At 68.0% G+C, this 19,480-nt stretch carries 19 protein-coding genes; 5 read left to right on the top strand and 14 right to left on the bottom strand.

The genetic code is table 11. The features are described 5' to 3' along the window. Positions 1–8: 8 nt before the first annotated feature. Positions 9–233, bottom strand: a complete 225-nt coding sequence (locus ABL840_RS24465) for a hypothetical protein (protein WP_093200722.1) — start codon at positions 231–233, stop codon at positions 9–11. 103 nt (positions 234–336) lie between these two features. Continuing rightward, positions 337–1,614 (bottom strand): SGNH/GDSL hydrolase family protein, encoded by a 1,278-nt coding sequence (locus ABL840_RS24460; protein WP_093306471.1) that lies wholly within the window; start codon positions 1,612–1,614, stop codon positions 337–339. Between the two features lie 109 nt (positions 1,615–1,723). Between ABL840_RS24460 and ABL840_RS24455 the strand changes: the two genes are divergently transcribed. Beyond that, complete coding sequence (locus ABL840_RS24455) at positions 1,724–2,653, top strand: LysR family transcriptional regulator (RefSeq protein ID WP_093306470.1); 930 nt, start codon at positions 1,724–1,726, stop codon at positions 2,651–2,653. Here ABL840_RS24455 and ABL840_RS24450 read toward each other — a convergent pair. The 10 genes from ABL840_RS24450 to ABL840_RS24405 all read right to left on the bottom strand — a co-directional run bounded on the left by ABL840_RS24450 (position 2,639) and on the right by ABL840_RS24405 (position 11,943). Continuing rightward, a complete protein-coding gene (locus tag ABL840_RS24450; RefSeq protein WP_093306468.1) occupies positions 2,639–3,262 on the bottom strand; it encodes a hypothetical protein in 624 nt (207 codons plus the stop codon). The genes ABL840_RS24455 and ABL840_RS24450 overlap by 15 nt on opposite strands. 129 nt (positions 3,263–3,391) lie before the next feature. Further along, positions 3,392–4,324 carry an SMP-30/gluconolactonase/LRE family protein gene (locus ABL840_RS24445; protein ID WP_093200709.1) on the bottom strand — a complete coding sequence of 311 codons (933 nt, stop codon included), beginning with the start codon at positions 4,322–4,324 and terminating at the stop codon, positions 3,392–3,394. Between the two features lie 47 nt (positions 4,325–4,371). Then, positions 4,372–5,268: an amidohydrolase family protein gene (locus ABL840_RS24440; protein ID WP_093306466.1), complete on the bottom strand. Its 897-nt coding sequence runs from the start codon at positions 5,266–5,268 to the stop codon at positions 4,372–4,374. A 13-nt stretch (positions 5,269–5,281) separates the two neighbouring features. Further along, a complete protein-coding gene (locus tag ABL840_RS24435; RefSeq protein ID WP_093201343.1) occupies positions 5,282–6,265 on the bottom strand; it encodes a Bug family tripartite tricarboxylate transporter substrate binding protein in 984 nt (327 codons plus the stop codon). 44 nt (positions 6,266–6,309) lie between these two features. Further along, entirely contained in the window at positions 6,310–7,302 is a 993-nt protein-coding gene (locus ABL840_RS24430; protein WP_093306464.1) for a Bug family tripartite tricarboxylate transporter substrate binding protein, read from the bottom strand. Positions 7,303–7,377: 75 nt separating this feature from the next. Further along, complete coding sequence (locus ABL840_RS24425; RefSeq protein ID WP_093306463.1) at positions 7,378–8,319, bottom strand: NAD(P)-dependent oxidoreductase; 942 nt, start codon at positions 8,317–8,319, stop codon at positions 7,378–7,380. Further along, on the bottom strand, positions 8,316–9,005 hold the full coding sequence (locus ABL840_RS24420; protein ID WP_093200700.1) for an RraA family protein: 690 nt from the start codon (positions 9,003–9,005) through the stop codon (positions 8,316–8,318). The genes ABL840_RS24425 and ABL840_RS24420 overlap by 4 nt, the downstream gene beginning before the upstream one ends. A 41-nt stretch (positions 9,006–9,046) precedes the next feature. Then, positions 9,047–10,033 carry a Bug family tripartite tricarboxylate transporter substrate binding protein gene (locus tag ABL840_RS24415; RefSeq protein WP_093306461.1) on the bottom strand — a complete coding sequence of 329 codons (987 nt, stop codon included), beginning with the start codon at positions 10,031–10,033 and terminating at the stop codon, positions 9,047–9,049. Continuing rightward, positions 10,030–10,950 (bottom strand): amidohydrolase family protein, encoded by a 921-nt coding sequence (locus ABL840_RS24410; protein ID WP_093306460.1) that lies wholly within the window; start codon positions 10,948–10,950, stop codon positions 10,030–10,032. The genes ABL840_RS24415 and ABL840_RS24410 overlap by 4 nt, the downstream gene beginning before the upstream one ends. 6 nt (positions 10,951–10,956) lie before the next feature. Next, positions 10,957–11,943: a Bug family tripartite tricarboxylate transporter substrate binding protein gene (locus ABL840_RS24405; RefSeq protein WP_093306458.1), complete on the bottom strand. Its 987-nt coding sequence runs from the start codon at positions 11,941–11,943 to the stop codon at positions 10,957–10,959. 131 nt (positions 11,944–12,074) lie between these two features. Between ABL840_RS24405 and ABL840_RS24400 the strand changes: the two genes are divergently transcribed. Next, on the top strand, positions 12,075–12,881 hold the full coding sequence (locus ABL840_RS24400) for an IclR family transcriptional regulator (RefSeq protein WP_176947598.1): 807 nt from the start codon (positions 12,075–12,077) through the stop codon (positions 12,879–12,881). A gap of 235 nt (positions 12,882–13,116) precedes the next feature. On the opposite strand, the gene ABL840_RS24395 is transcribed toward ABL840_RS24400, so the two are convergent. Next, positions 13,117–13,362: a hypothetical protein gene (locus ABL840_RS24395; protein WP_093306456.1), complete on the bottom strand. Its 246-nt coding sequence runs from the start codon at positions 13,360–13,362 to the stop codon at positions 13,117–13,119. A 242-nt stretch (positions 13,363–13,604) separates the two neighbouring features. Continuing rightward, positions 13,605–14,795 carry an amylo-alpha-1,6-glucosidase gene (locus ABL840_RS24390; protein ID WP_093306454.1) on the bottom strand — a complete coding sequence of 397 codons (1,191 nt, stop codon included), beginning with the start codon at positions 14,793–14,795 and terminating at the stop codon, positions 13,605–13,607. Positions 14,796–15,005: 210 nt separating this feature from the next. Between ABL840_RS24390 and ABL840_RS24385 the strand changes: the two genes are divergently transcribed. The 3 genes from ABL840_RS24385 (at position 15,006) to ABL840_RS24375 (ending at position 19,479) form a co-directional block, all read left to right on the top strand. Beyond that, on the top strand, positions 15,006–15,314 hold the full coding sequence (locus tag ABL840_RS24385) for a hypothetical protein (protein WP_256228544.1): 309 nt from the start codon (positions 15,006–15,008) through the stop codon (positions 15,312–15,314). A 221-nt stretch (positions 15,315–15,535) separates the two neighbouring features. Next, positions 15,536–17,425, top strand: a complete 1,890-nt coding sequence (gene glgB, locus ABL840_RS24380; RefSeq protein ID WP_093306453.1) for a 1,4-alpha-glucan branching protein GlgB — start codon at positions 15,536–15,538, stop codon at positions 17,423–17,425. Continuing rightward, complete coding sequence (locus ABL840_RS24375) at positions 17,425–19,479, top strand: alpha-1,4-glucan--maltose-1-phosphate maltosyltransferase (protein ID WP_093306451.1); 2,055 nt, start codon at positions 17,425–17,427, stop codon at positions 19,477–19,479. Before glgB ends, ABL840_RS24375 begins: the two co-directional genes overlap by 1 nt. Position 19,480: the final 1 nt, after the last annotated feature.

Genomic DNA, 19,480 nt, shown 5'->3' with positions numbered 1-19,480 from the left:
GCACTCCTTCAGGGCCCGTCCGGCCACCAGCTTTCGGCAGTGGTCCGGATGACGCGCGCCGCCTGGGCGCGGATATCGTCCCTGTGCTGCCCGTCGTCGTGGTCCTTGTCGCGGGCCACCTTGAAGGGCCAGGTCGAGATGCGGCCTGTGCGGGTGCGGGGTGGCTGCAACCTGTGCAGCCTGGAGAAGAAAAGAACCTGCGCGGTGGGCGCAGGCGGACTGGCGGTGGTCATTGGCGTCGCCTCGATGTTGTTCTTGGAGACGACGAATTTTAGAGAAATACTGTATGCATGTACAGTATTTCTGGAGATCTCGAACCCTTGAGAAAAAGGTTCGTCAGGGCTGCGCGGGCGTGCCGAGCAGGGCGTCCAGATCGATGGACGAGGCCATCGCCCTGTAACCGGCATCGCCCGGGTGCAGGTGGTCGCCGGAGTCCATCGAAGCCTTCAGCCGCGAGGGTTGCGCCGGGTCGCGCAGCAGGGCGTCGAAGTCGGCCACCGCGTCGAAGGCGCCGCCTTCGCGGATCCAGCGGTTCACTGCCTGGCGCACCTTGTCCTTGGCGGGCGAGTGGTGGCCCTCGAGTGGCGTGCCTTCCAGTGCGCGCTCGTTCGGCGGGATGGTGCCGGCCACGATGCGCACGTTGTGGGCATGGGCCATCTCCGCGAGCTGCCGCAGGCCCTGGATGACAGTCTCGGCACGCATGGCGGGCTCATCGGGCGCGAAGGGGCCGCCGGGCCAGCCGATGTCGTTGGTGCCCAGCAGCACGATCATGGCGCGCACGCCCGGCTGGGTGAACACGTCGCGGCCCGCGCGCTCCAGGCCCGCGCGGCCCATGCCGTCCTTCAGCAGGCGGCCGCCGGAGATGCCGGCGTTCAGCACGGCCACGGTGCGCCCCGCGAGCCGCTCGGCCAGCGCATCGGGCCAGCGGGTGTTGGCGCCGGGCGTGGAGCCGTTGCCGTCGGTGATCGAATCGCCGAGGGCGACGACGGTGGTTGGCGGCTTCGGTGTTTCGACGATCAGGCCGCTGAAGAAGACGCGGGTGCTCCATTGCGAGGCAGTCGCGGGCAGGCGGGCAGCGCCGGTCAGGTCGCCGTCGGCGACGTAGGTGAGCTGGCGCGCATCGAAGTGGAAGCCCGCGGGCTGGCTGGGCCGCGGCAGGTAGATCGACACCGCAATCTCGCCGAGCGCAGGTACGGCAAGGTCGACCGGATCGCTGACCAGCCGCGCGCCCGGCGGGATGGTGGCATCGGCCTGCCCGCCGAAACGCAGCGCCCGGTCGCTGCCCTCGACGACAGCCGAGCCCTCGCCATGCCGGCCGACGCGCGCTGCGCCGATGTACAGCGGCGCAGTGCCGCCTTCATTGCTGATCACCACGCGCAGCCGCGAGCCGCCGATGCTCAGGCGCGCGACCTGCCGCACGGTCTGGCGGTTGAACTGGAAGGGCAGGCCCGCGGGCAACACGAAATCGCCGCCCCAGACGGGCTGCGTGCTGGCCATCCAGCTGGGGCTCCAGTAGGTGGCGGCAGGGCCGGCCGTCGAGCCTGCGGCCGTGGCGGCCAGGGTGAGTGCGAGGGCGCCGTGGCGCAGGATCGAGGCGAATGTGGATGCAGTCATTGGGATGAGTCCTGATGAGAGTTGAAGCAACGGCTCAACTTTCATTCATGCCACAGAAGATTGGTAGAAGGCAAAATGGCATCCAGAACATTCCATATTCGAATACTCCATGGACACCCTGCGCGCCCTCGAAGCCTTCGTGAACAGCGTGGAACTGGGCAGCCTCTCGGGCGCGGCCCGCGCGCTCGGCACCACGCAGCCGACCGTCAGCAAGCTGGTCGCCGGACTGGAGCGATCGCTCGGCGTGCGCCTGCTGCGCCGCACCGCCGCCGGCCTGAGCCTGACCGAGGAAGGCCAGCGCTTCCACGAGCGTGCCCGCCGCGTGCTGGAGGAGTACGGCGATGCGGTATCCGACGCGCGCGAAGGCGTACAGCAGCCACGCGGCCTTCTGCGCCTGAGCGCGCCGGTGACGCTGGGCCAGCGGCACCTCAACGCGATGGCGCTGGAGTTCCTGGGCCTCTACCCCGACATCGAGCTCGAGCTCGTGCTGGACGACCGCTTCATCGACCCGCTGGAAGGCCGCATCGACGTGTCTCTGCGCGTGGGCGGAACCCTGCCGCCCGACCTGGTCGCCCGTCACCTGGGCTCATGGCCGCGCGTGCTGATCGCCTCGCCGGACTACGTCGCGGTACGCGGCAAGCCGCGCAAGCCGCAGGACCTGCTCGGGCACGACTACCTGCGCTATGCGGCCGGTGACGACGGCGTGCTGCTGCAGGGCCCCGAAGGCCCCGTCGCGGTGCCTGTGCGCAGCCGCTACAGGGTGAACAACGCGGTGGCGATGCTCGATGCCGTGCTCGGCGGCGCCGGCATCTCGCTGCAGCCGACCTGGATGGTGGCCGACCTGCTCGCGCAGGGCAGGCTGGTGCGCGTGCTCGGCCGCCACACCGGTCCTGCGCAGGAGATGCACCTGCTGTATGCGCCGCGCCGCCACCAGCCGCAGCGCGTGCGCGTGCTGGTGGACTTCCTGGCCGGGCGGGTGGCGAAGCTGCCGGGCGGCGAAGGGGAGCGGGCGCGCCGCCCGGCGTCAGGCGCTGCGTAGCTGGCGAGTGCCGACCGGTGTCTCGGGGCCGGTGCGCACGTTGCGCTCGATGAACTCGCGCGCGATCGCATCCATGTTCGCCGGCGAGGGCGTGTTGAAGGAAATGCGGTACTTCAGCAGCTTGCCGTTGCGCACCGCAAGGTAGGTGAACGAGTCGTAGGGCGTGCCGTCGCGCGGGCGCACGAGGCGGAACGAGACCGAGCGGAAAGCCAGCCCTTCGATGCGCACGTCCCGCGTGGGACCGACCTTGCCGCTTGCGTACATGCCCTGCGCGATGGCGAGCTGCACCTCCGCAATGGTGCTCCTGAAGTGCTCGTCGAACTGCGGATCGCCGACGCCCGGCTGCCAGTTGCGCTTCATGTCGTAGATGTAGACGTCGACCCAGCCGACGTTGCTTTCGAAGCGATGGCTGATGCCCAGGCCAGGGTTTGTCGCCTCGTAAGACTTGGAATTGATGTAGCGCCACTGGACGCCGGTTGGCGGGGCAGGTGCCGGCTCGGTCGCGGATTCGACGCCTGACGGTGCTCCAGTGGAGCCCGGCGCAGTGCCGGGTGCACTTGCGCAGGCGCAGAGCAGCGCGGAGAGAAACAGGGCGAACAGCAGCTTCATGGACCGGCTCCGGGGAAAGGACGAGAGGTCAGGCGACCCATCTCGCGATGCAACCTGGGCCGGATGCTACGTGATGACGAAGGCCGGATGAACTACAGCCTGCACCGCAATGAGCCGTTGGGTCGCCAGCTATCCGGCGCTGGCGGGAGGCGATCCGTGCAGCACGACGCCTGGCGTGTCGAGCGTGTACGTCAGCACGTTGCCGTGCGTGGAGTCTGTGACGAACAACGTGCGCCGCTCCGGGCCACCGAAAGCGATGTTGGTGGTCGAGGCACCGGCCGGACCGCGCAGCACCATGACAGGTTCCGCGCGCGGGTTGAGCACCCACACGTAGCCGAGGCCCGGATTGGCGACCAGCACCCGTCCCTGGACGTCGACCGCGAGCCCGTCGGGGCCGCTGGGTCCGTAGGACGTGAAGAACTGGCTCACCTTCGCGACGCTCCCATCGGCCAGCAGCGGCACGCGCCAGACGCAATTGCCCCGCGTCACTGCAAGGTAGAGCACCTTGCCATCCGGAGAGAGGGCCACGCCGTTCGGGCTGGGCACGTTGGACAGCAGCAGATCGAGCTGGCCGCTCGGCCGCAGGCGATATAGCCGGCCCGATGGATCGTGAAGGCCGCTCTGCCCCTGGTCGGTGAAGTAGATGTTGCCCTGTGCGTCGAGCACGAGGTCGTTCACGCCCTTGAAGCTCTCGGTGTTGCGCCGCTGCAGGTGCGGCGTGACCTGGCCGGTCTGCACGTCCACCCGCATCAGGCCGTTCCGGTAGTCGGTGACTAGCAGGGTCCGTGAGTCGGTGAACTTCATGCCGTTCGGTTCGCCGTCGTACTCGGCCACCTGCGTCCATGCGCCCGCCGGATCGATGCGGAATATGCGGCCGAAGGGTATGTCGCAGACGTAGAGGTTGCCGGTGTCGTCGAACACGGGCCCTTCGAGGAACGAGTCGGTCGGCTGTCCGCCGCGATTGGCGTCCGCCCAGGTGCTGCGCCGCGGCCGCCGGAACGACTCGGGCATCGTCGTGAAGGTCTGCAGTTCCAGCACCTGGGGCGCTTGCAGAAGGTACATGTCAGTCTCCTGGGCGGACGATGCCGCCGCGGTGGATGTTCACGGCCTCAAGTGGGCGACGAGCTCGCGAACCCGTAGAGCTTCGCGGGGTTGTCGACCAGGATGCGGTCGCGCACGGCGGTGCTGTCGCACCAGGTGGCGAGGACGTCGGCCAGATCGGCATCGTTGACGGTTCCGGGCGCCTCGGTGGTGTGGGGCCAGTCGCTGCCCCATACCAGACGCTGCGGCGCCGCGTTCACCAATGCACGCCCGAGGTCGAAGGCATCGGCGTAGGCGGGCGCTCCGTCGCGCGATCGCATGTAGACGCCCGAGAGTTTCATCCACGCGTTGCCGCTATCGATCAACCGGCGCGCGACCGCATAGGCCTCGCCCCTGACCCCCTCGGCGGGGTCGATGCGGGCCATGTGGTCGATGACCAGCGGTACCGGGAGTCGCGCGAGGATGGGTTCGAGCTCCACCAGCTGCTCCGGATGCACGAAGACCTGGATGTGCCAGCCCAGCCTGGCCACCTTGCGTGCCAGGGTCGTCAGCATCTCGGGCGTGGTGGCGCCCCATGACTGTGGCGTCACGAAGTTCACGCGCAGGCCGCAGACGCGCTGTGCCGCCAGGCGGTCGAGTTCGCCGTCGGCCACGTCGTGGCCGACCACCGCGACGCCGCGCGCGCTTTCGCCAAGCTGCGCGAGCGCGTCGAGCGTGCAGGCGTTGTCCGTGCCGTAGGTCGAAGGATTGACGACCACCGTGCGCGACGTGCCGAGCCGCCGCTGCAAGAGGCGGTACGCCGCCACCTCGGCCCGCGGCGGCTGGCGCTTCCAGTGCGGCGACGCGGCGAAGCGCGGGTCGAAGATGTGCATGTGGCTGTCGCAGGCATCGCGCGGCAGGCCGGTCGCGGGCCGGTTCGTTCCCACCGAATGGGGAACCTGCTGCGTGTCCGAAGGGTGGTTCATGTGCGCGGTGCCTTCAGTCGAGCTTGATGTTGCCCTTGCGGATCACTTCCGCCCACTTCGCATCTTCCTTCTTCAGGAAGTCGGCGAATTCGGATGGCGTCGAGCCGACCGGCTGCACGCCCACGTCCACGAAGCGCCGTTTCACTTCCTCGTTCTTCAGCACCTCGACCACCGCCTTGTGGAGCTTCTCGGCGATGGGGGCCGGCGTGCCGGCCGGCAGGAACAGGCCGTTCCACTCGTAGGCCTCGTAGCCGGGCGCCACGGCTTCGCCGATGGTCGGCACATCGGGCAGGCGCGCCGAGCGCTGCGGCGAAGACACCGCCAGCGCGCGCAGCTTGCCCGAGGACACGAGCGGATACGACGCGGCAATGGTGCTGAACATGAAGTCGACCTGCCCGCCCATGACGTCGGAGATGGCGGGGCCGCCGCTCTTGTAGCCCACATGCACCATGTCGAGTCCGAGCCGCTGGCGCAGCAGCTCCGCCGCGAGCCGCTGCACGGTGCCGCCTCCGCCCGAGGCGAAGTTGAGCTTTCCGGGCTCGGCCTTCGCCCTGTCCACGAGATCCCTGATGCTCTTCACGGGCGACTCGGCGCGGACGATCACGATGTTGGGTGCCAGCGCGACGAGCGCCAGCGGCTGCAGGGCATTGCCGGCGTACGGCATGCGCGCAAAGAGATGCGGATTGATCGAGTAGGGCGTTGCGTCGTAGAGCACGGTGTAGCCATCGGGCGCCGCCTTGGCGGCAAAGCTGGCGCCGATGGTTCCGCTGGCGCCCGGCCTGTTGTCGACGATCACGCTGGTGCCCAGCTTCTCGCCCACGCGCACCGCGAGCACGCGTGCCAGGGCGTCGGCTGATCCACCCGGCGCGTAAGGCACGACGAGGGTGATGGGGCGCTCGGGATAAGCGGAAGGCGCGGCCTGTGCGGCGCGGGTGCCGTATGCGAACACGGTGGCGCACGCGCAAACGGCGAGCATGCCTCGGACGAATTTGTTCATGATGTCTCGATGTGTGGTGACTGCTGCGGGAATGCGCAGCGTGTTCATTCAGTCTTGAGGTCGAGCGAGCGGGCCAGTTCGCCGTACAGCTTGACCTCGCGCGCCAGTTGCGCGCCGAAGGCATCGCCGCATGTGTTCTGCGTCTCCATGCCGAGCGAGCGCAACTTCTCTCGCGTGGCCGGTGCCCGTGCGAACTCGGTGGCGACACGGCGCAGGGCGGTCAACACCTCCGGTGGCGTCTTCGCGGGCGCCAGCAGGCCGTACCACGCGTCGGCCGCGTAGCCCTTGACGCCAACCTCCTCGAAGGTCGGCACGCTCGGCAGCAGGGCGGAGCGCGTGGGTGCCGCCACGGCCAGGGCTGTCAGCTTGCCGGACTGCACCTGGCTGAGCACCGAGCCCAGGGTGGCGAAGGAGCTGTCGACCTGCCCGCCCATGAGGTCGGTCGTCGCCTGTGCCGCTCCCTTGTAGGGAATGTGGTTCATCGAGGTGCCGGTCAGCTGCGTGAAGTGCGCGCTAGCGAAATGCCCGGAACTGCCGGAGCCCGGCGTTGCATACGTGCGCTTGCCGGGTTCGGCCTTGACTGCCTGCATGAACGCGCCGAAGGACTTGACCGGCATGGACGGGCCGACCACCAGCACCGTGGGGCTCACGGCGAGCGAACACACCGGTGCGAACGAGCGCACGGCGTCGAACTTGACCCGCTGGCTGTAGAGCGCGGGAATCATCGTGTGGTTGGTCGCGCCCAGCAGAAGGGTGTAGCCGTCCGCCGGGGCGGCGGCCACGGCCTCGGCCGCGAGGATCGTGTTCGCGCCGGGCTTGTTGTCCACGATGAACGGCTGACCCAGCGCGCGCGATGCGTGGTCGGCAAAGGCGCGCGCCACCACGTCGGTCGGGCCGCCCGCGGAAAAGCCCACGAGCACGCGCACCGGCTTGGAGGGCCATGCCTGCGCCTGTACCTGTGCGTGCGCCTGCACCGCCAGGACCGTCATCAGTCCGAACGCGATCGCCGCAAGGCGGGCGCTTTCGCTTCTCTTCATTCCTGTCTCCTTTTCTTGCGGGCTCCGGCCTGCCCGGGTTCGCAGTCGCCTGCGATGCGAGCCAGCGGCCGTGCCTCAGGTGGTCGCAGTCTGGCGCGAGAGCACTTCCAGCAGGTTCCTTGCTGCGCCGACGCCCATGTTCACGTAAGCATCGCTGGTCACGCCGCCGACGTGGGGACTCAGCACGATGTTCTTTTCGCCCTGGAACGGATGGCCAGGTGCCATCGGCTCGACCGCGAAGCTGTCCAGCCCGGCCATGGCGACCTGGCCCGAGCGCACGGCAGCCAGCAGCGCCTCTTCCTCGATCAGGCCGCCTCGTGCTGTGTTGACGACGATCACGCCGCGCCTGCATTGCGCCAGCGTACGTGCGTTGAGCAACCCGCGGTTGTCGTCGGTCAGCGGACAGTGCAGCGATACGGCGTCGGACTCGGCCCAGAGGGTTGCCAGGTCGACCGGCTGCACATGGGCCGGAAGGTTCTTCGCGAAGGGATCGTGGCCCAGCACGCGCATGCCCAGCGCGTCGGCCATGCGCGCGAAGCGCAGTCCGATGGCGCCCAGGCCGACAAGGCCGATGGTGCGCCCGCCGAGCTCCAGGCTCTTGTGCGTGGCCTTGTCCCAGTGGCCGGCGTGCATTCGCGTGTCGAGGGACGTCACCGACTTGGCGCAGGCCAGCAGCAGGGCGAGCGCATGTTCGGCCACCGCCGCCGCATTGGCGCCCACGGCCGCCACGACCTCGATGCCGCGCGCCTGCGCCGCCGCCTTGTCGATCGTGTCGGTTCCGCTGCCGTGCTTGGAGATCACCTTCAGCGAAGGCGCCGCGTCCATCACGGCGGCGCCCACCTTGCCGTAGCGCACGATGATGGCCACGGGGTCGTGCGCGCGGCAAAGGGCGACCAGGTCGTCCTCGGTCGGCGTCTTGCCGGCGTAGACGATCTCATGGCCCTCGAGCAGGGCGAGCGCCTGCGGTGCCAGGTCGGCACCGGTCACGAGGATGGAGTTGCCGGGCGTCGCGGTCACAGCGTCTCGCCTTCCTTCAGCACGCCGGCCGCGCGCAGGGCCGCGTCCAGCCACTTGGCCACGGTGTCGCCTTCCTTGATGGCGGCGATGCGCGCGGCTTCGTCGCGGACCTTCTTTGCCGCCAGCGGCAGCAGCGATTCGATCTTCTCGCGCTCGACCACGACCACGCCGTCGCCGTCGCCGATCACGAAGTCGCCGGGATGCACCGTCACGCCGCCGATGGAAACCGGGTGCCCGATGCGACCGCCGATGTTCTTCGTCGGCCCGTTCGGGTTGGTGCCCACGCTGAAGACGGGGAAGTCCATCTCGTCGATCTCGAGGCTGTCGCGGCAGGCCCCGTCCATCACCACGCCGGCGATGCCGAGCTTCTTGCAGGCCGTCATCATGATGGTGCCCATGAGGGCTGCGCCCTGGTCGCCCTTGCCGTCGATCACGAGCACGTCACCGGGCTTTGCCATGGCGATGGCGGCATGGATCATGAGGTTGTCGCCGGGGCGCACTTCCACCGTGATGGCGGTGCCGGCCAGCTTCATGCGGGGGCGCAGGGCCTTGATGCGCCCGTCCAGCGCGCCGCGCCGGCCGGCCACGTCGGCGAGGATGGCCGGCTGGAACCCGGCGGCCTGCGCCACGATGTTCGCGGGCACGCGCTCGAAGTCGCGAATGATGTCGGGAAGGTTCGAAGACATGGAGGTACTTTCAGGAAGAGGATGAATGAAGGGGATGGAATTCAGTCGGGCTTGACGCCCGCGTCCTTGATGACCCTGGCCCACTTGGACAGGTCGGCTTTCTGGGTGTCGGCGAGCTGCTGCGGCGTGCTGCCCACGAGGGTCACGCCGAGCTTGTCGGCCATCGCGACGACATCGGGGTCCTTCAGGTGGCGCACGATTTCGTCGTGCAGGCGCTGCAGCATGGGCGCGGGCGTGCCGGCCGGCGCGTAGACGGCCTGCCACTGCTCCACCACGAAGTCCTTGAAGCCCGCCTGCCCCATGGTCGGTACGTCCGGCAAGGCTTTCAGGCGGTCCGCCGACGTGACGGCCAGCGCCCTGAGTTGCCCGCTCCGGATGTGCGGCAGCGCGGCGGCCACGGGGGCGAACATGAAGCTCGCATGGCCTGCCAGCACATCCTGGATGGCCGGCGTGTCGCCCTTGTAGGGAACGTGCGTCATCTTCGCGCCCGTCTGCAACCGCAGGAGTTCGCCCTGCATCTGAAGGACCGTGCCGTTGCCGCCGGATGCGAACGAGAGCTCGCCGGGGCGCGCCTTCGCCTGCGCGACGAGGTCGGCGACCGTCCGGAACGGCTGGCCGGAGCCGACGACCAGCACGTGCGGGATGGTCCCGATGAGCGACACCGGCGCGAAGGCTTTCACCGGGTCGTACTGCATCTTCGGCAGCAGGTTGGGCACGATCGCCTGCGGGCCGATCGACGTGCCCAGCAGCGTGTAGCCGTCGGGCGCTGCGCGCGCGACGAAGGCGGAACCGATGGTGCCGGTGGCGCCCGCCTTGTTGTCGACGATGACCGGGGTGCCCAGCGAACTGCCCAATCGCAGCGCGATGGCCCGGCCGAGGATGTCGGTGGTGCCGCCAGGCGGGTACGGCACCACCCAGGTAACGGGCTTGCCGGTGGGCCACTGGCCCTGGGCGAAAGCGGGGAATGACGCGGCGGCGAGCGCGGCCAGGCCAAGCGCACCGAACCGGCGCCGATGAAAGCGGATCATGAAGTCTCCTGAAGGGTTGCGGAGGGCGCGAAGCCGTAGAGTTCGGCGGGGTTGTCGACCAGCACGCGGCGCAGCGCCTCCGACGTGCCGGTCCAGCCGGCAAGCAGAGCCATCAGCTCTGCGTCGTCCGGCATGGCGTGGTGCCCGGCGCTGGCGGACGCGTGAGGCCAGTCGCTGCCCCAGAGCACGCGATCGGGCGCGGCGTCCAGAAAGCTGCGCGCCAGCGCGCCCACGTCTTCGTAAAGGGGCGCGCCCCGTTCGCTGACGATGTAGGCGCCGGACAGCTTCACCCAGGCGCGGCGCTTCTCGAGCAGCCGCAGGATCAGCGCATGCGAGGGATGCCTGCCGGCCATGGAGGGCGCGAGCCGGCCGAAATGGTCGAACACGACCGGTACAGGCAGCCGGTCCAGCACGTCGGCGAGGTCAATCCACGTGTGAGCGGGTGCGAGCAGCTGCAGATGCCAGCCGAGCGGAGCAGCGCGACGTGCAAGCGGCTCGATCTGCGATGCGGAATTGACGACGCCCAGCGACAGGTTCAGGCGGATGCCGCGTATCCCGCGGGCGAGCAGTGCTGCCAGCTCGGCATCGCCGACCTGTTCGTCGACAACCGCCACGCCGCGTGCCTTGGGGCCGAAAGCCTCGAGCGCATCGCACAGCGGCCTGTTGTCGGTGCCGTAGGTCGAGGGGGTCACGAACACGACCCGCTGCGTTCCCGTGCGCCGCTGCAGCTGGCGGTAGTCCGCCGCGCCGGCGTCCGGCGGCCTCAGCGTGGCGCCCGCGGCCGCGGGATAGCGTGCGTCGTACAGATGCACATGGCAATCGCAGGCATCGGGCGGAACGTCGACCATGGTGCGGCCGCGCCCCGCCGAGAACGGAGCCACGGGCGCATCGGCGCACGAAGCAGTGGGCGCGGCCATGCCGGATCAGTCCATCTTGACGCCGGAGGACTTCACGATCGCGCCCCAGCGCACGCCGTCGGTGCGGATCAGCGACGCGAACTTCTCCGGCGGCCCGGACATCACCTCCGCGCCTTGCGCGGCGAGCTTCTTCTGCACCTCGGGCGTGGCGAGCGCCTTGTTGAAGGCCGTGTTGAGCCTTGCGATCGCGTCCTTCGGCATGGCCGCGGGGCCGGCCAAGCCGAACCAGGTGACGGCCTCGAAATCCTTGTAGCCCGACTCGGCCATCGTCGGCACGTCGGGCAGGTCGCGGTTGCGTTGCAGAGACGTCACGGCCAGAGCGCGCAGCTGGCCGCTCTTGATCTGCGCGATCAGCGTCGGCACCGACGAGATGTACATCTGGATCTGCCCGCCGACGAGGTCGGTGAGACCCTGCGAGGCGCCCTTGTAGGGCACGTGCGTGAACCGTACGCCGGCCGCCTGCTGGAACTGCTCGGTGGCGAGGTGGGCCACGGTGCCGTTGCCGGAGCTCGCGTAGTTGAGCGCGGTCGGCTTCGCCTTGGCGGCGGCGACCACGTCCGACAGCTTCTTGTAGGGCGACGCGGCGGACACCACCACGACCAGCGGTGCAGAGGCGACCAGGCCGACGGGTGCGAGGTCCTTCACCGGGTCGTACGGCAGCTTGGCGTAGAGGGACGGGTTGATCGCCAGGTTGCTGGTCTGGCCCAGCACCAGCGTGTAGCCGTCGGGACTGGCCTTCACCGCCGCATCGACGCCGATGTTTCCGCCGGAGCCCGGCTTGTTGTCGATGACGATGGTCCAGCCTTCCGAGGTCGCGACCTTGTTCGCTACCTCGCGGGCAATGATGTCCGTGCCGCCGCCAGGCGGGAAGGGCACCACGAGGCGGATGGGGCGCGAGGGATAGGCCTGCGCCAGTGCCATGCCGCAGGCGAGCATGAGGGCGCCGCCGAGGGCTGCGCGGCGGGAAATGGAGCTGTTGCTCGAGGTACGCATTGGTTTGTCTCCGACTCGTTCGATGAGTGCCTGGCAGCGGTGCTCCAGGGCATGCGGCGACTTTAGGTTCGCGTTCCACTCCATACAATGGTGGTCCATTGAATGCAACATGGACCACTGGGTGAAACAGAATGACCCTTGCAAGAAAAACCGGAACAGTGAAGCCGAAGCGCCCGGCCGAGGTCGTCGAAGTGCCGCGCGAAGCCGACCTGGAGGCCACCGGCGGCGTCACTGCGGTGACCCGCGCCCTGCAGCTGCTCGACACGTTCGGGATGCAGGACGAACGGCTTTCGCTGGCCGAACTGACGCGGCGCACCGGCATGCACAAGACCACCATCCTCCGCCTGCTCCGCACGCTGGCGTTGGCCGGCTACGTGGTGCAGCGTGACGACGGCGAATGGAGGCTCGGCCCCGCGGCAGGCTGGCTCGGCGCCCGCTACCAGGCCAGCTTCGACGCCAACAACGTCGTCGAGCCGATGCTCCTCGCGCTATCGCAGGCCACGGGCGAAAGCGCTGCGTTCTATGTGCGCGAAGGCAATTCGCGCACATGCCTCGCCCGCGTGGAAGGGCCGCAACCGATCCGGCACCACGCGCGCATGGGCGCGATGCTTCCGCTGGAGCTCGGGTCTCCGGGGCGGGTGATCCTGGCCTTCTCCGGCGAGCCCGGAAAGCTGTACGAGGACATCCGCAAGAAGGGCTATCACTTCTCCATCGGAGAGCGCGAGAAGAATGTGGCGACGGTGTCCGCGCCGGTTTTCGGCCTGCGCTGGGCCTTGCTCGGCTCCGTGTGCATTTCAGGGCCTGCGGACCGCCTGCCGAAGGCCAAGCTCATTGGCCATGCGAAGACCATCATGAAAGCAGCGAACGAGCTTTCCTATGCGCTCGCCGGTCGTCCTACGGCGCAAACGCCGGCAGTCGTTTCCACGTGGCATCCGTAGAAGGGCCTGGTGGCATTCTCGAAATCGGCGGCCTTGACCGTCGATGCGCCTGAAGGAACGACAGCGCATGCCAGGCAATATCGCATCCGCGCACTTGTCGGACAGCCGTCGCTAGACGAGGTGATGCCCGCCATCGATGCGAAGAGTCTCGCCCGTGGTGAATTCGCTCGTCATCAGATAAAGATACGCGGGGCGATGTCGGACGCCGTCGCGATCCCGGTCGACTCCGGAAGGCTCAATCGGAACAGGCCTCGCAGTCGCGGTTCTTGCCGTCGGCATGCATCCTTTTCAGTTCTGCTCTGCCCAGCGGAGTGATCCGAAGAATGACACCGCCTTGGCCGTCTCCCGTTCCCGGCTCGGGCAACCTCGCCTCCACCAATTGGGCGGCAGCCAGGACTGCGGTGCACTGGATGTCCGCATCGGTCTGGATGGCCAGGGGAAACGAGGCGTCCTCGATGCGCCTCAGGAAATTCATCGGCATTGCCGTCGCTCCTTCCGAATGATCCGCGATCGGACCTTTGGGTTCAGTTCAACAGTATCGAAGTCGAGGGTTCTTATCGACAAGAGGGACGCCTGGTGCAGCGCGAAAGACAGGCATCATTCCTACAGGGGAATGCGCACCAATTTCCTATTTCTGACCAAGCCGGCCGCGTCTCGGTCTGATTTCTTCACGTCTCGCGTCTCGACGCGCAAAGCTGCAAGAGAAAAGAGAGCTCGCCTGAGTCAGGATCGATATGCCGCCTCGCGGCCCAGCAGCTCACGCTGCGCGAGCAGGAAGGTCGCGGCGTTCCAGCTCTGTCCGGCCATGCCCATGGGCGACAGCGTCCGGCCGTGGAACCACTCGGTGAAGCGCCAGTCGTCGAGTGCGTTGACCTGCGCCAGCCGCACGAGCTCGGACCATGCCATCTCGTGCGCGCCCAGCTTGGCCAGCGCCATCACCCAGAAGCCGCCGACGAAAGGCCAGATGCCGCCGTTGTGGTACTGGTGCACGATGTTCTGCTGGTGGCGACCCATGTAGGCCCGCCACAGCGGGTGCTGGCGCGACAGCGGATGCAGCACCACGCGCACGGGGTAGGGCTCGCTGGCGCGCGCCTGGGTGATGGTGTCGACGATGCGGTTTGCCATGGCCGGGTCGGCCAGCCCGCTCTGCATGGCCAGCACGTTGCCGAACACGTCTCCCTCGTCGCCGACCACGGCCAGATTGACGAAGCTGAGGTACAGACCGGGGTCGCGCCGGCCGCGGCGCGCGTAGTGCTGCAGCAGCCGGGCCCGGTGGTATTCGGGCAGGTCGCGCTGGAACGGATTGAACAGGTGATTGAAGTGGTGATGCGTTTCCTCCGCATGGTCCAGCGCGTATCGGCGCTTGACCTCGTACCAGAGTGCATTGGTGTAGAGCACGTAGCCCGAGCGCGGCATGATGTCGGCCCAGTCGCTGGCTTCGTTCTGCTGCAGCAGCCGGAAGTGCTGGTGCTCCTGCGCCAGCAGCCAGTCCAGCGCGCGGCCGACCTCGGCGTTCCAGCGCGAAGCGCCGACTTGCCCATGACGGCGCACGTGGTCCACGGCAATCAGCCACCACAAGGTGGCGTCGATGCAGCCCAGGTACCAGAAGTCGGCATCGCGGCCTTCGGGGTCGACGTACTTGGGGATCTGCCCGTTGGCAGCCTGCTGTGCCGCGAGCGAGTCGAGGCTTGCCACCGCCCCTTGTTCCAGTGCAGGAACGCCGCTGCCGCACATCGCGATCACGCATATCGCGGCGTCGCGCCCGAAGATGCGCGTGTAGCGCCGCGCCTCGGCGGCTTCGGTCCGGGATGCCGCAAGGATGCCGTGCGGCGTCAGGTTGCGTTCCAGAAGTGCGAGGGAGGCCTGCGAGCAGGTATCCAGCAATGCGAGCGTGGGGGCATCCAGGTCAGTCATGCGTTCGTATCGTGGCTCGGGGCTCTCTTTTTATCAACCGTGCTGTGCATGCGGAGGGTGCTTGCCAGCCGCGACGCTGTAGGCAAGTTCCTGCCCCAACATACGCAAAAGTCCATCGCCCCTGGAGGCTTCGCGCGCGCTGAATGCTCGAAACGAGAACACCGCGGATCGAGGGCCGGAGATCAGGGCACCCAGAAGGAGACAGGCAACATGGAATTAGGCAACGTGGAATTCGAAGGCATCTACTGTTTCGATACCGCATCGGTGCGATTCGCGATCTATCCCGACGGTCCCGATGGGGCCCGCATCCTGGCGCAGATTTCCGAGAACACCCTGCACGACGAGTTCGGCGTACGGGAAATGGGCGAGCAATTGACTGCCGCCTGCAGGAAACATTTCGACGCGATCCTGCCCGCCGCCATCGCTCGCTACAGAGCCGACCCGCACCAGCCCGTCACGCTCACCCACGCTGACTTTCGTGTCTCTCCGGCGGCCCCGGCTGCCAGAGCGGGACGCTGAGACGCCGCCGCGGCCCGGGTAATCGCCTTGTCGCCACCCCTTCGCCCCGTACGGGTCGGGCGGACGCACGGGCTTCTCTCCGACATGGTGAATCGGCACTGGCCTTAACCGCGGTATCCCGCACGCCAGCAAATTGGATCCGACCAGACGCGAACTCTGACAAGAACCCTGAGAGCTCTCTGAGAACTCTCTGAGAACTCTTCTTCTCAACAGGAGCACCGGTGCCGTCGAATCATCCACGCCATGGCGAGCGAGACGCCTATCTTTTCCGGGAGGGCACTCACTCCCGGCTCTACGAACTGCTCGGATGCCATCCCGTGGAAGAGGGCGGTGCGCGGTTCGCGGTGTGGGCGCCGAACGCCGAGTCCGTCTCGGTGGTCGGCGACTGGAACTACTGGTCCGGCGATGCCGATCCGCTGGCCGCGAGTGCCGACAGCACGGGCATATGGCAGGGACACGTTCCCGACGCCGCGGCCGGACAGGCCTACAAGTACCGCATTCGTTCCCGCCATGGCGGCTACACGGTCGACAAGGCCGATCCCGTCGCCTTCAGCGCGGAGCCGCCACCGGCCACCGCGTCGCGGGTCTGCGAACTTTCCTACGAATGGAACGACGCCGAGTGGATGGCAACGCGCGGTCCGCGCAACGCGCTCGGTGCCCCCATGTCGGTCTACGAGGTGCATCTCGGCTCGTGGCGGCGCCACGACGGCCGGTTTCTCGGCTATCGCGAGATGGCGCATCAGCTGGCCGCCTACGTGAAGGACATGGGCTTCACGCACGTGGAGCTCATGCCCGTGACCGAGCACCCGTTCTACGGCTCGTGGGGCTACCAGACCACCGGCTACTTCGCACCCACCGCACGCTTCGGCTCGCCGCAGGACTTCATGTACCTCGTCGACCATCTGCACCAGCAGGGCATCGGCGTGCTGCTCGACTGGGTGCCTTCGCACTTCCCGACCGACGAGCATGGGCTCGCGTACTTCGACGGCACGCACCTCTATGAGCACGCCGATCCGCGCCAGGGCTTCCATCCGGAGTGGAACTCCAGCATCTTCAACTACGGCCGCTCCGAGGTGCGCAGCTTCCTCGTGTCGTCGGGGCTGTTCTGGCTCGACGTGTACCACCTCGACGGGCTGCGCGTGGACGCCGTCGCGTCGATGCTCTACCTCGACTACGCACGCCGGCACGGCGAATGGGTTCCGAACCGCCACGGCGGACGCGAGAACCTGGAAGCCATCGATTTTCTCCAGACGCTGAACCGCGCCGTCTACCGCGAGCATCCCGACACGGTCACGGTGGCCGAGGAATCGACCGCGTGGCCGCGCGTGTCCCGGCCCACCGACATGGACGGCCTGGGCTTCGGCGAGAAGTGGAACATGGGCTGGATGCACGACGTGCTGGCCTACATGAAGGAGGACCCGGTCCACCGCCGGTATCACCATCACAAGCTGACCTTCTCGCTGGTGTACGCCTTCCACGAGAACTTCGTGCTGCCGCTCTCGCACGACGAGGTGGTGCACGGCAAGGGTTCGCTGCTCAACAAGATGCCCGGCGACAGCTGGCAGCAGTTCGCCAACCTGCGCGCGCTCTACGGCTTCATGTGGGCGCACCCCGGCAAGAAGCTGCTCTTCATGGGCGGCGAGTTCGGCCAGCGGCGCGAATGGACGCACGACGGCGAACTCGAATGGTGGGTCTGCGGGCTGGAGGGGCATCAGGGCCTGCAGCGCCTCGTGTCGCAGCTCAACCGTGTCTACAGGGACGCGCCCGCGCTGCACCGGATGGATTTCTCGTCCTCGGGCTTCGAGTGGGTCGCGGCCGACGACGCCGACACCAGCGTGTTCGCCTTCCTGCGCAAGGCGGACGACGGCAGTCCGCCCTTGCTGGCGGTGAGCAACATGACCCCGGTGCCTCGCACCAACTACCTGCTCGGCGTGCCGCTGGGAGGCCGCTGGCGAGAGCTGATCAACACCGATGCGTCGGAATTCGGAGGAGCGGGCTGGGGCAACTTCGGGGGCGTCGAGGCGTCGCCGGTGCGCTCCCATGGCCGCAGGCAATCGGTGTGCATCACCTTGCCGCCGTTGTCCACGCTGATCCTGGAGCACTGTTCCTGATGAAGAACATCTTCTCGGCCAAGACCGTCCCCACGCCGGTGGGAACCGACATGGAGCGCGACAACGGCACGGTCCGCGCGGTCATCGATGCCGTGCTGCCGTGCGTGGACGGCGGTCGCTTCCCGGTGAAGCGCGTGGTCGGGGAGCCGGTGCGGGTCCGCGCCCACTGCTTCACCGACGGGCACGACGTCCTGCGCGTGCAACTGTGCTGGCGCGCGCACGACCAAACCGCCTTTCGCGAAGTGCCGATGAAGCCGCTCGGCAACGACGTGTGGGAGGCCAGGTTCTCGCCCCCGTCGCTCGGACGCTACGTCTACACCGCCGTCGCCTGGGTGGATCCCTTCGAGTCGTGGCGCAGCGAGATGACGCGGCGCGTCGATCCCGACGACGTGCGCATTGCCGCGCAGGTCGGGGCGCTGGAGATCGCGGCCGCCGCCGCGCGCGCCGAGGGTGCCGATCGGGTCTCCCTGCAGCGATGGGCCACCGAGCTCGATGCAGTGGCCGCCAGCCCCGCGTCCGACATCGTCTCGCTGAAAGCCCTGGCGCTCGACGAGGAGTACGCCGACCTGGCGCGGCGCCATCCCGATCGCCGGCACGCGGTGCGCCATCCGGTGGAGCTGCCGCTGGTGGCCGACCGCGAGCGTGCGGGCTTCAGCACCTGGTACGAACTGTTCCCGCGTTCGGCAGGCCCCGCGCCAAGCGCGCACGGCACCTTCAGGGACGTGGAGGCGCGGCTGCCGGCCATCGCCGCCATGGGCTTCGACGTGCTGTACTTTCCGCCGATCCATCCCATCGGGCGCGAGCAGCGCAAGGGACCCAACAACGCGCTGGAGGCAGGGCCCGGCGACGTGGGGAGTCCGTGGGCCATCGGCGCGGCGGAAGGCGGGCACAAGGCGATCCTGCCGGCGCTGGGCACAGCGGAAGACTTCAGGCACCTGCTCGAGCGCGCCGCGGCACACGGCCTGGAGATCGCGCTCGACATCGCCTTCCAGTGCGCGCCCGACCACCCCTACGTGAAGTCACACCCCGACTGGTTCCGCTGGCGCCCCGACGGGAGCGTGCAGTACGCGGAGAACCCGCCCAAGAAGTACCAGGACATCTATCCCTTCAACTTCGAGTGCGAAGACTGGCGTGGCCTCTGGGCCGAGCTCAAGAGCGTGCTCGATCACTGGATCGGGGAGGGCGTGCGCATCTTCCGGGTGGACAACCCGCACACCAAGGCCTTTCCGTTCTGGGAGTGGGCCATCGGCGAGGTGAAGCGCGTGCATCCCGAGGCGATCTTCCTGGCCGAAGCCTTCACGCGGCCGAAGGTGATGCACCGGCTCGCCAAGCTCGGGTTCTCGCAGTCGTACACCTACTTCACCTGGCGCAACACGAAGAAGGAGCTGGAGGACTACTTCACCGAGTTTTCGAGCGGCCCCGGCATCGACTACTTCCGTCCCAACGCCTGGCCCAACACGCCCGACATCCTGCACGAGCAGCTGCAGTCGGGGGAGCCCGCCGTGTTCATGTCGCGACTGGTGCTGGCCGCGACGCTCGCCGCCAACTACGGCATCTACGGACCGGCGTACGAGCTGTGCGAGCACCTGCCGCGCGGACCCGGCAGCGAGGAATACCTCGACTCCGAGAAGTACCAGCTGCGCCACTGGAACCACGACGATCCCGCCAGCCTCGCGCCCTTCATCGCGCGGGTGAACCGCATCCGCCACGAGAACCCGGCGCTGCACCAGGACAGGAGCCTGCGCTTCCTGCACATCGACAACGACCAGCTGCTGGCCTACGCCAAGGAGTCGCCCGATGGCTGCAACGTGATCGTCACCGTGGTCAACCTCGATCCGCACAACACGCAGTCGGGCTGGCTCGGGCTGGAGCCCGGCAGCGTGGGCGTCGCGGGTGGGGGCAGCTTCCAGATGCACGACCTGCTCAGCGGCCAGCGGTTCATCTGGCAGGGCGACTGGCACTACATCCGGCTCGATCCCCACAGCGTGCCCGCGCACATCTTCGTGGTCCGCCGCCGCCATGGCGACGAACGCGACTTCGATTACTTCCTCTGAG

Source organism: Variovorax sp. NFACC27 (genome assembly GCF_048301545.1).
Classification (GTDB): domain Bacteria; phylum Pseudomonadota; class Gammaproteobacteria; order Burkholderiales; family Burkholderiaceae_C; genus Variovorax; species Variovorax gossypii.
The sequence above is the reverse complement of the archived record's forward strand: the minus strand, read 5'-3'. Positions and strand labels throughout refer to the sequence as shown.

What these genes read in the sequence shown, in the direction of transcription:
- ABL840_RS24465 (WP_093200722.1), bottom strand. Translation starts at nt 233, where the DNA reads ATGACCACCGCCAGTCCGCCTGCGCCCACCGCGCAGGTTCTTTTCTTC.
- ABL840_RS24460 (WP_093306471.1), bottom strand. Translation starts at nt 1,614, where the DNA reads ATGACTGCATCCACATTCGCCTCGATCCTGCGCCACGGCGCCCTCGCA.
- ABL840_RS24455 (WP_093306470.1), top strand. Translation starts at nt 1,724, where the DNA reads ATGGACACCCTGCGCGCCCTCGAAGCCTTCGTGAACAGCGTGGAACTG.
- ABL840_RS24450 (WP_093306468.1), bottom strand. Translation starts at nt 3,262, where the DNA reads ATGAAGCTGCTGTTCGCCCTGTTTCTCTCCGCGCTGCTCTGCGCCTGC.
- ABL840_RS24445 (WP_093200709.1), bottom strand. Translation starts at nt 4,324, where the DNA reads ATGTACCTTCTGCAAGCGCCCCAGGTGCTGGAACTGCAGACCTTCACG.
- ABL840_RS24440 (WP_093306466.1), bottom strand. Translation starts at nt 5,268, where the DNA reads ATGAACCACCCTTCGGACACGCAGCAGGTTCCCCATTCGGTGGGAACG.
- ABL840_RS24435 (WP_093201343.1), bottom strand. Translation starts at nt 6,265, where the DNA reads ATGAACAAATTCGTCCGAGGCATGCTCGCCGTTTGCGCGTGCGCCACC.
- ABL840_RS24430 (WP_093306464.1), bottom strand. Translation starts at nt 7,302, where the DNA reads ATGAAGAGAAGCGAAAGCGCCCGCCTTGCGGCGATCGCGTTCGGACTG.
- ABL840_RS24420 (WP_093200700.1), bottom strand. Translation starts at nt 9,005, where the DNA reads ATGTCTTCGAACCTTCCCGACATCATTCGCGACTTCGAGCGCGTGCCC.
- ABL840_RS24415 (WP_093306461.1), bottom strand. Translation starts at nt 10,033, where the DNA reads ATGATCCGCTTTCATCGGCGCCGGTTCGGTGCGCTTGGCCTGGCCGCG.
- ABL840_RS24410 (WP_093306460.1), bottom strand. Translation starts at nt 10,950, where the DNA reads ATGGCCGCGCCCACTGCTTCGTGCGCCGATGCGCCCGTGGCTCCGTTC.
- ABL840_RS24405 (WP_093306458.1), bottom strand. Translation starts at nt 11,943, where the DNA reads ATGCGTACCTCGAGCAACAGCTCCATTTCCCGCCGCGCAGCCCTCGGC.
- ABL840_RS24400 (WP_176947598.1), top strand. Translation starts at nt 12,075, where the DNA reads ATGACCCTTGCAAGAAAAACCGGAACAGTGAAGCCGAAGCGCCCGGCC.
- ABL840_RS24395 (WP_093306456.1), bottom strand. Translation starts at nt 13,362, where the DNA reads ATGCCGATGAATTTCCTGAGGCGCATCGAGGACGCCTCGTTTCCCCTG.
- ABL840_RS24390 (WP_093306454.1), bottom strand. Translation starts at nt 14,795, where the DNA reads ATGACTGACCTGGATGCCCCCACGCTCGCATTGCTGGATACCTGCTCG.
- ABL840_RS24385 (WP_256228544.1), top strand. Translation starts at nt 15,006, where the DNA reads ATGGAATTAGGCAACGTGGAATTCGAAGGCATCTACTGTTTCGATACC.
- ABL840_RS24375 (WP_093306451.1), top strand. Translation starts at nt 17,425, where the DNA reads ATGAAGAACATCTTCTCGGCCAAGACCGTCCCCACGCCGGTGGGAACC.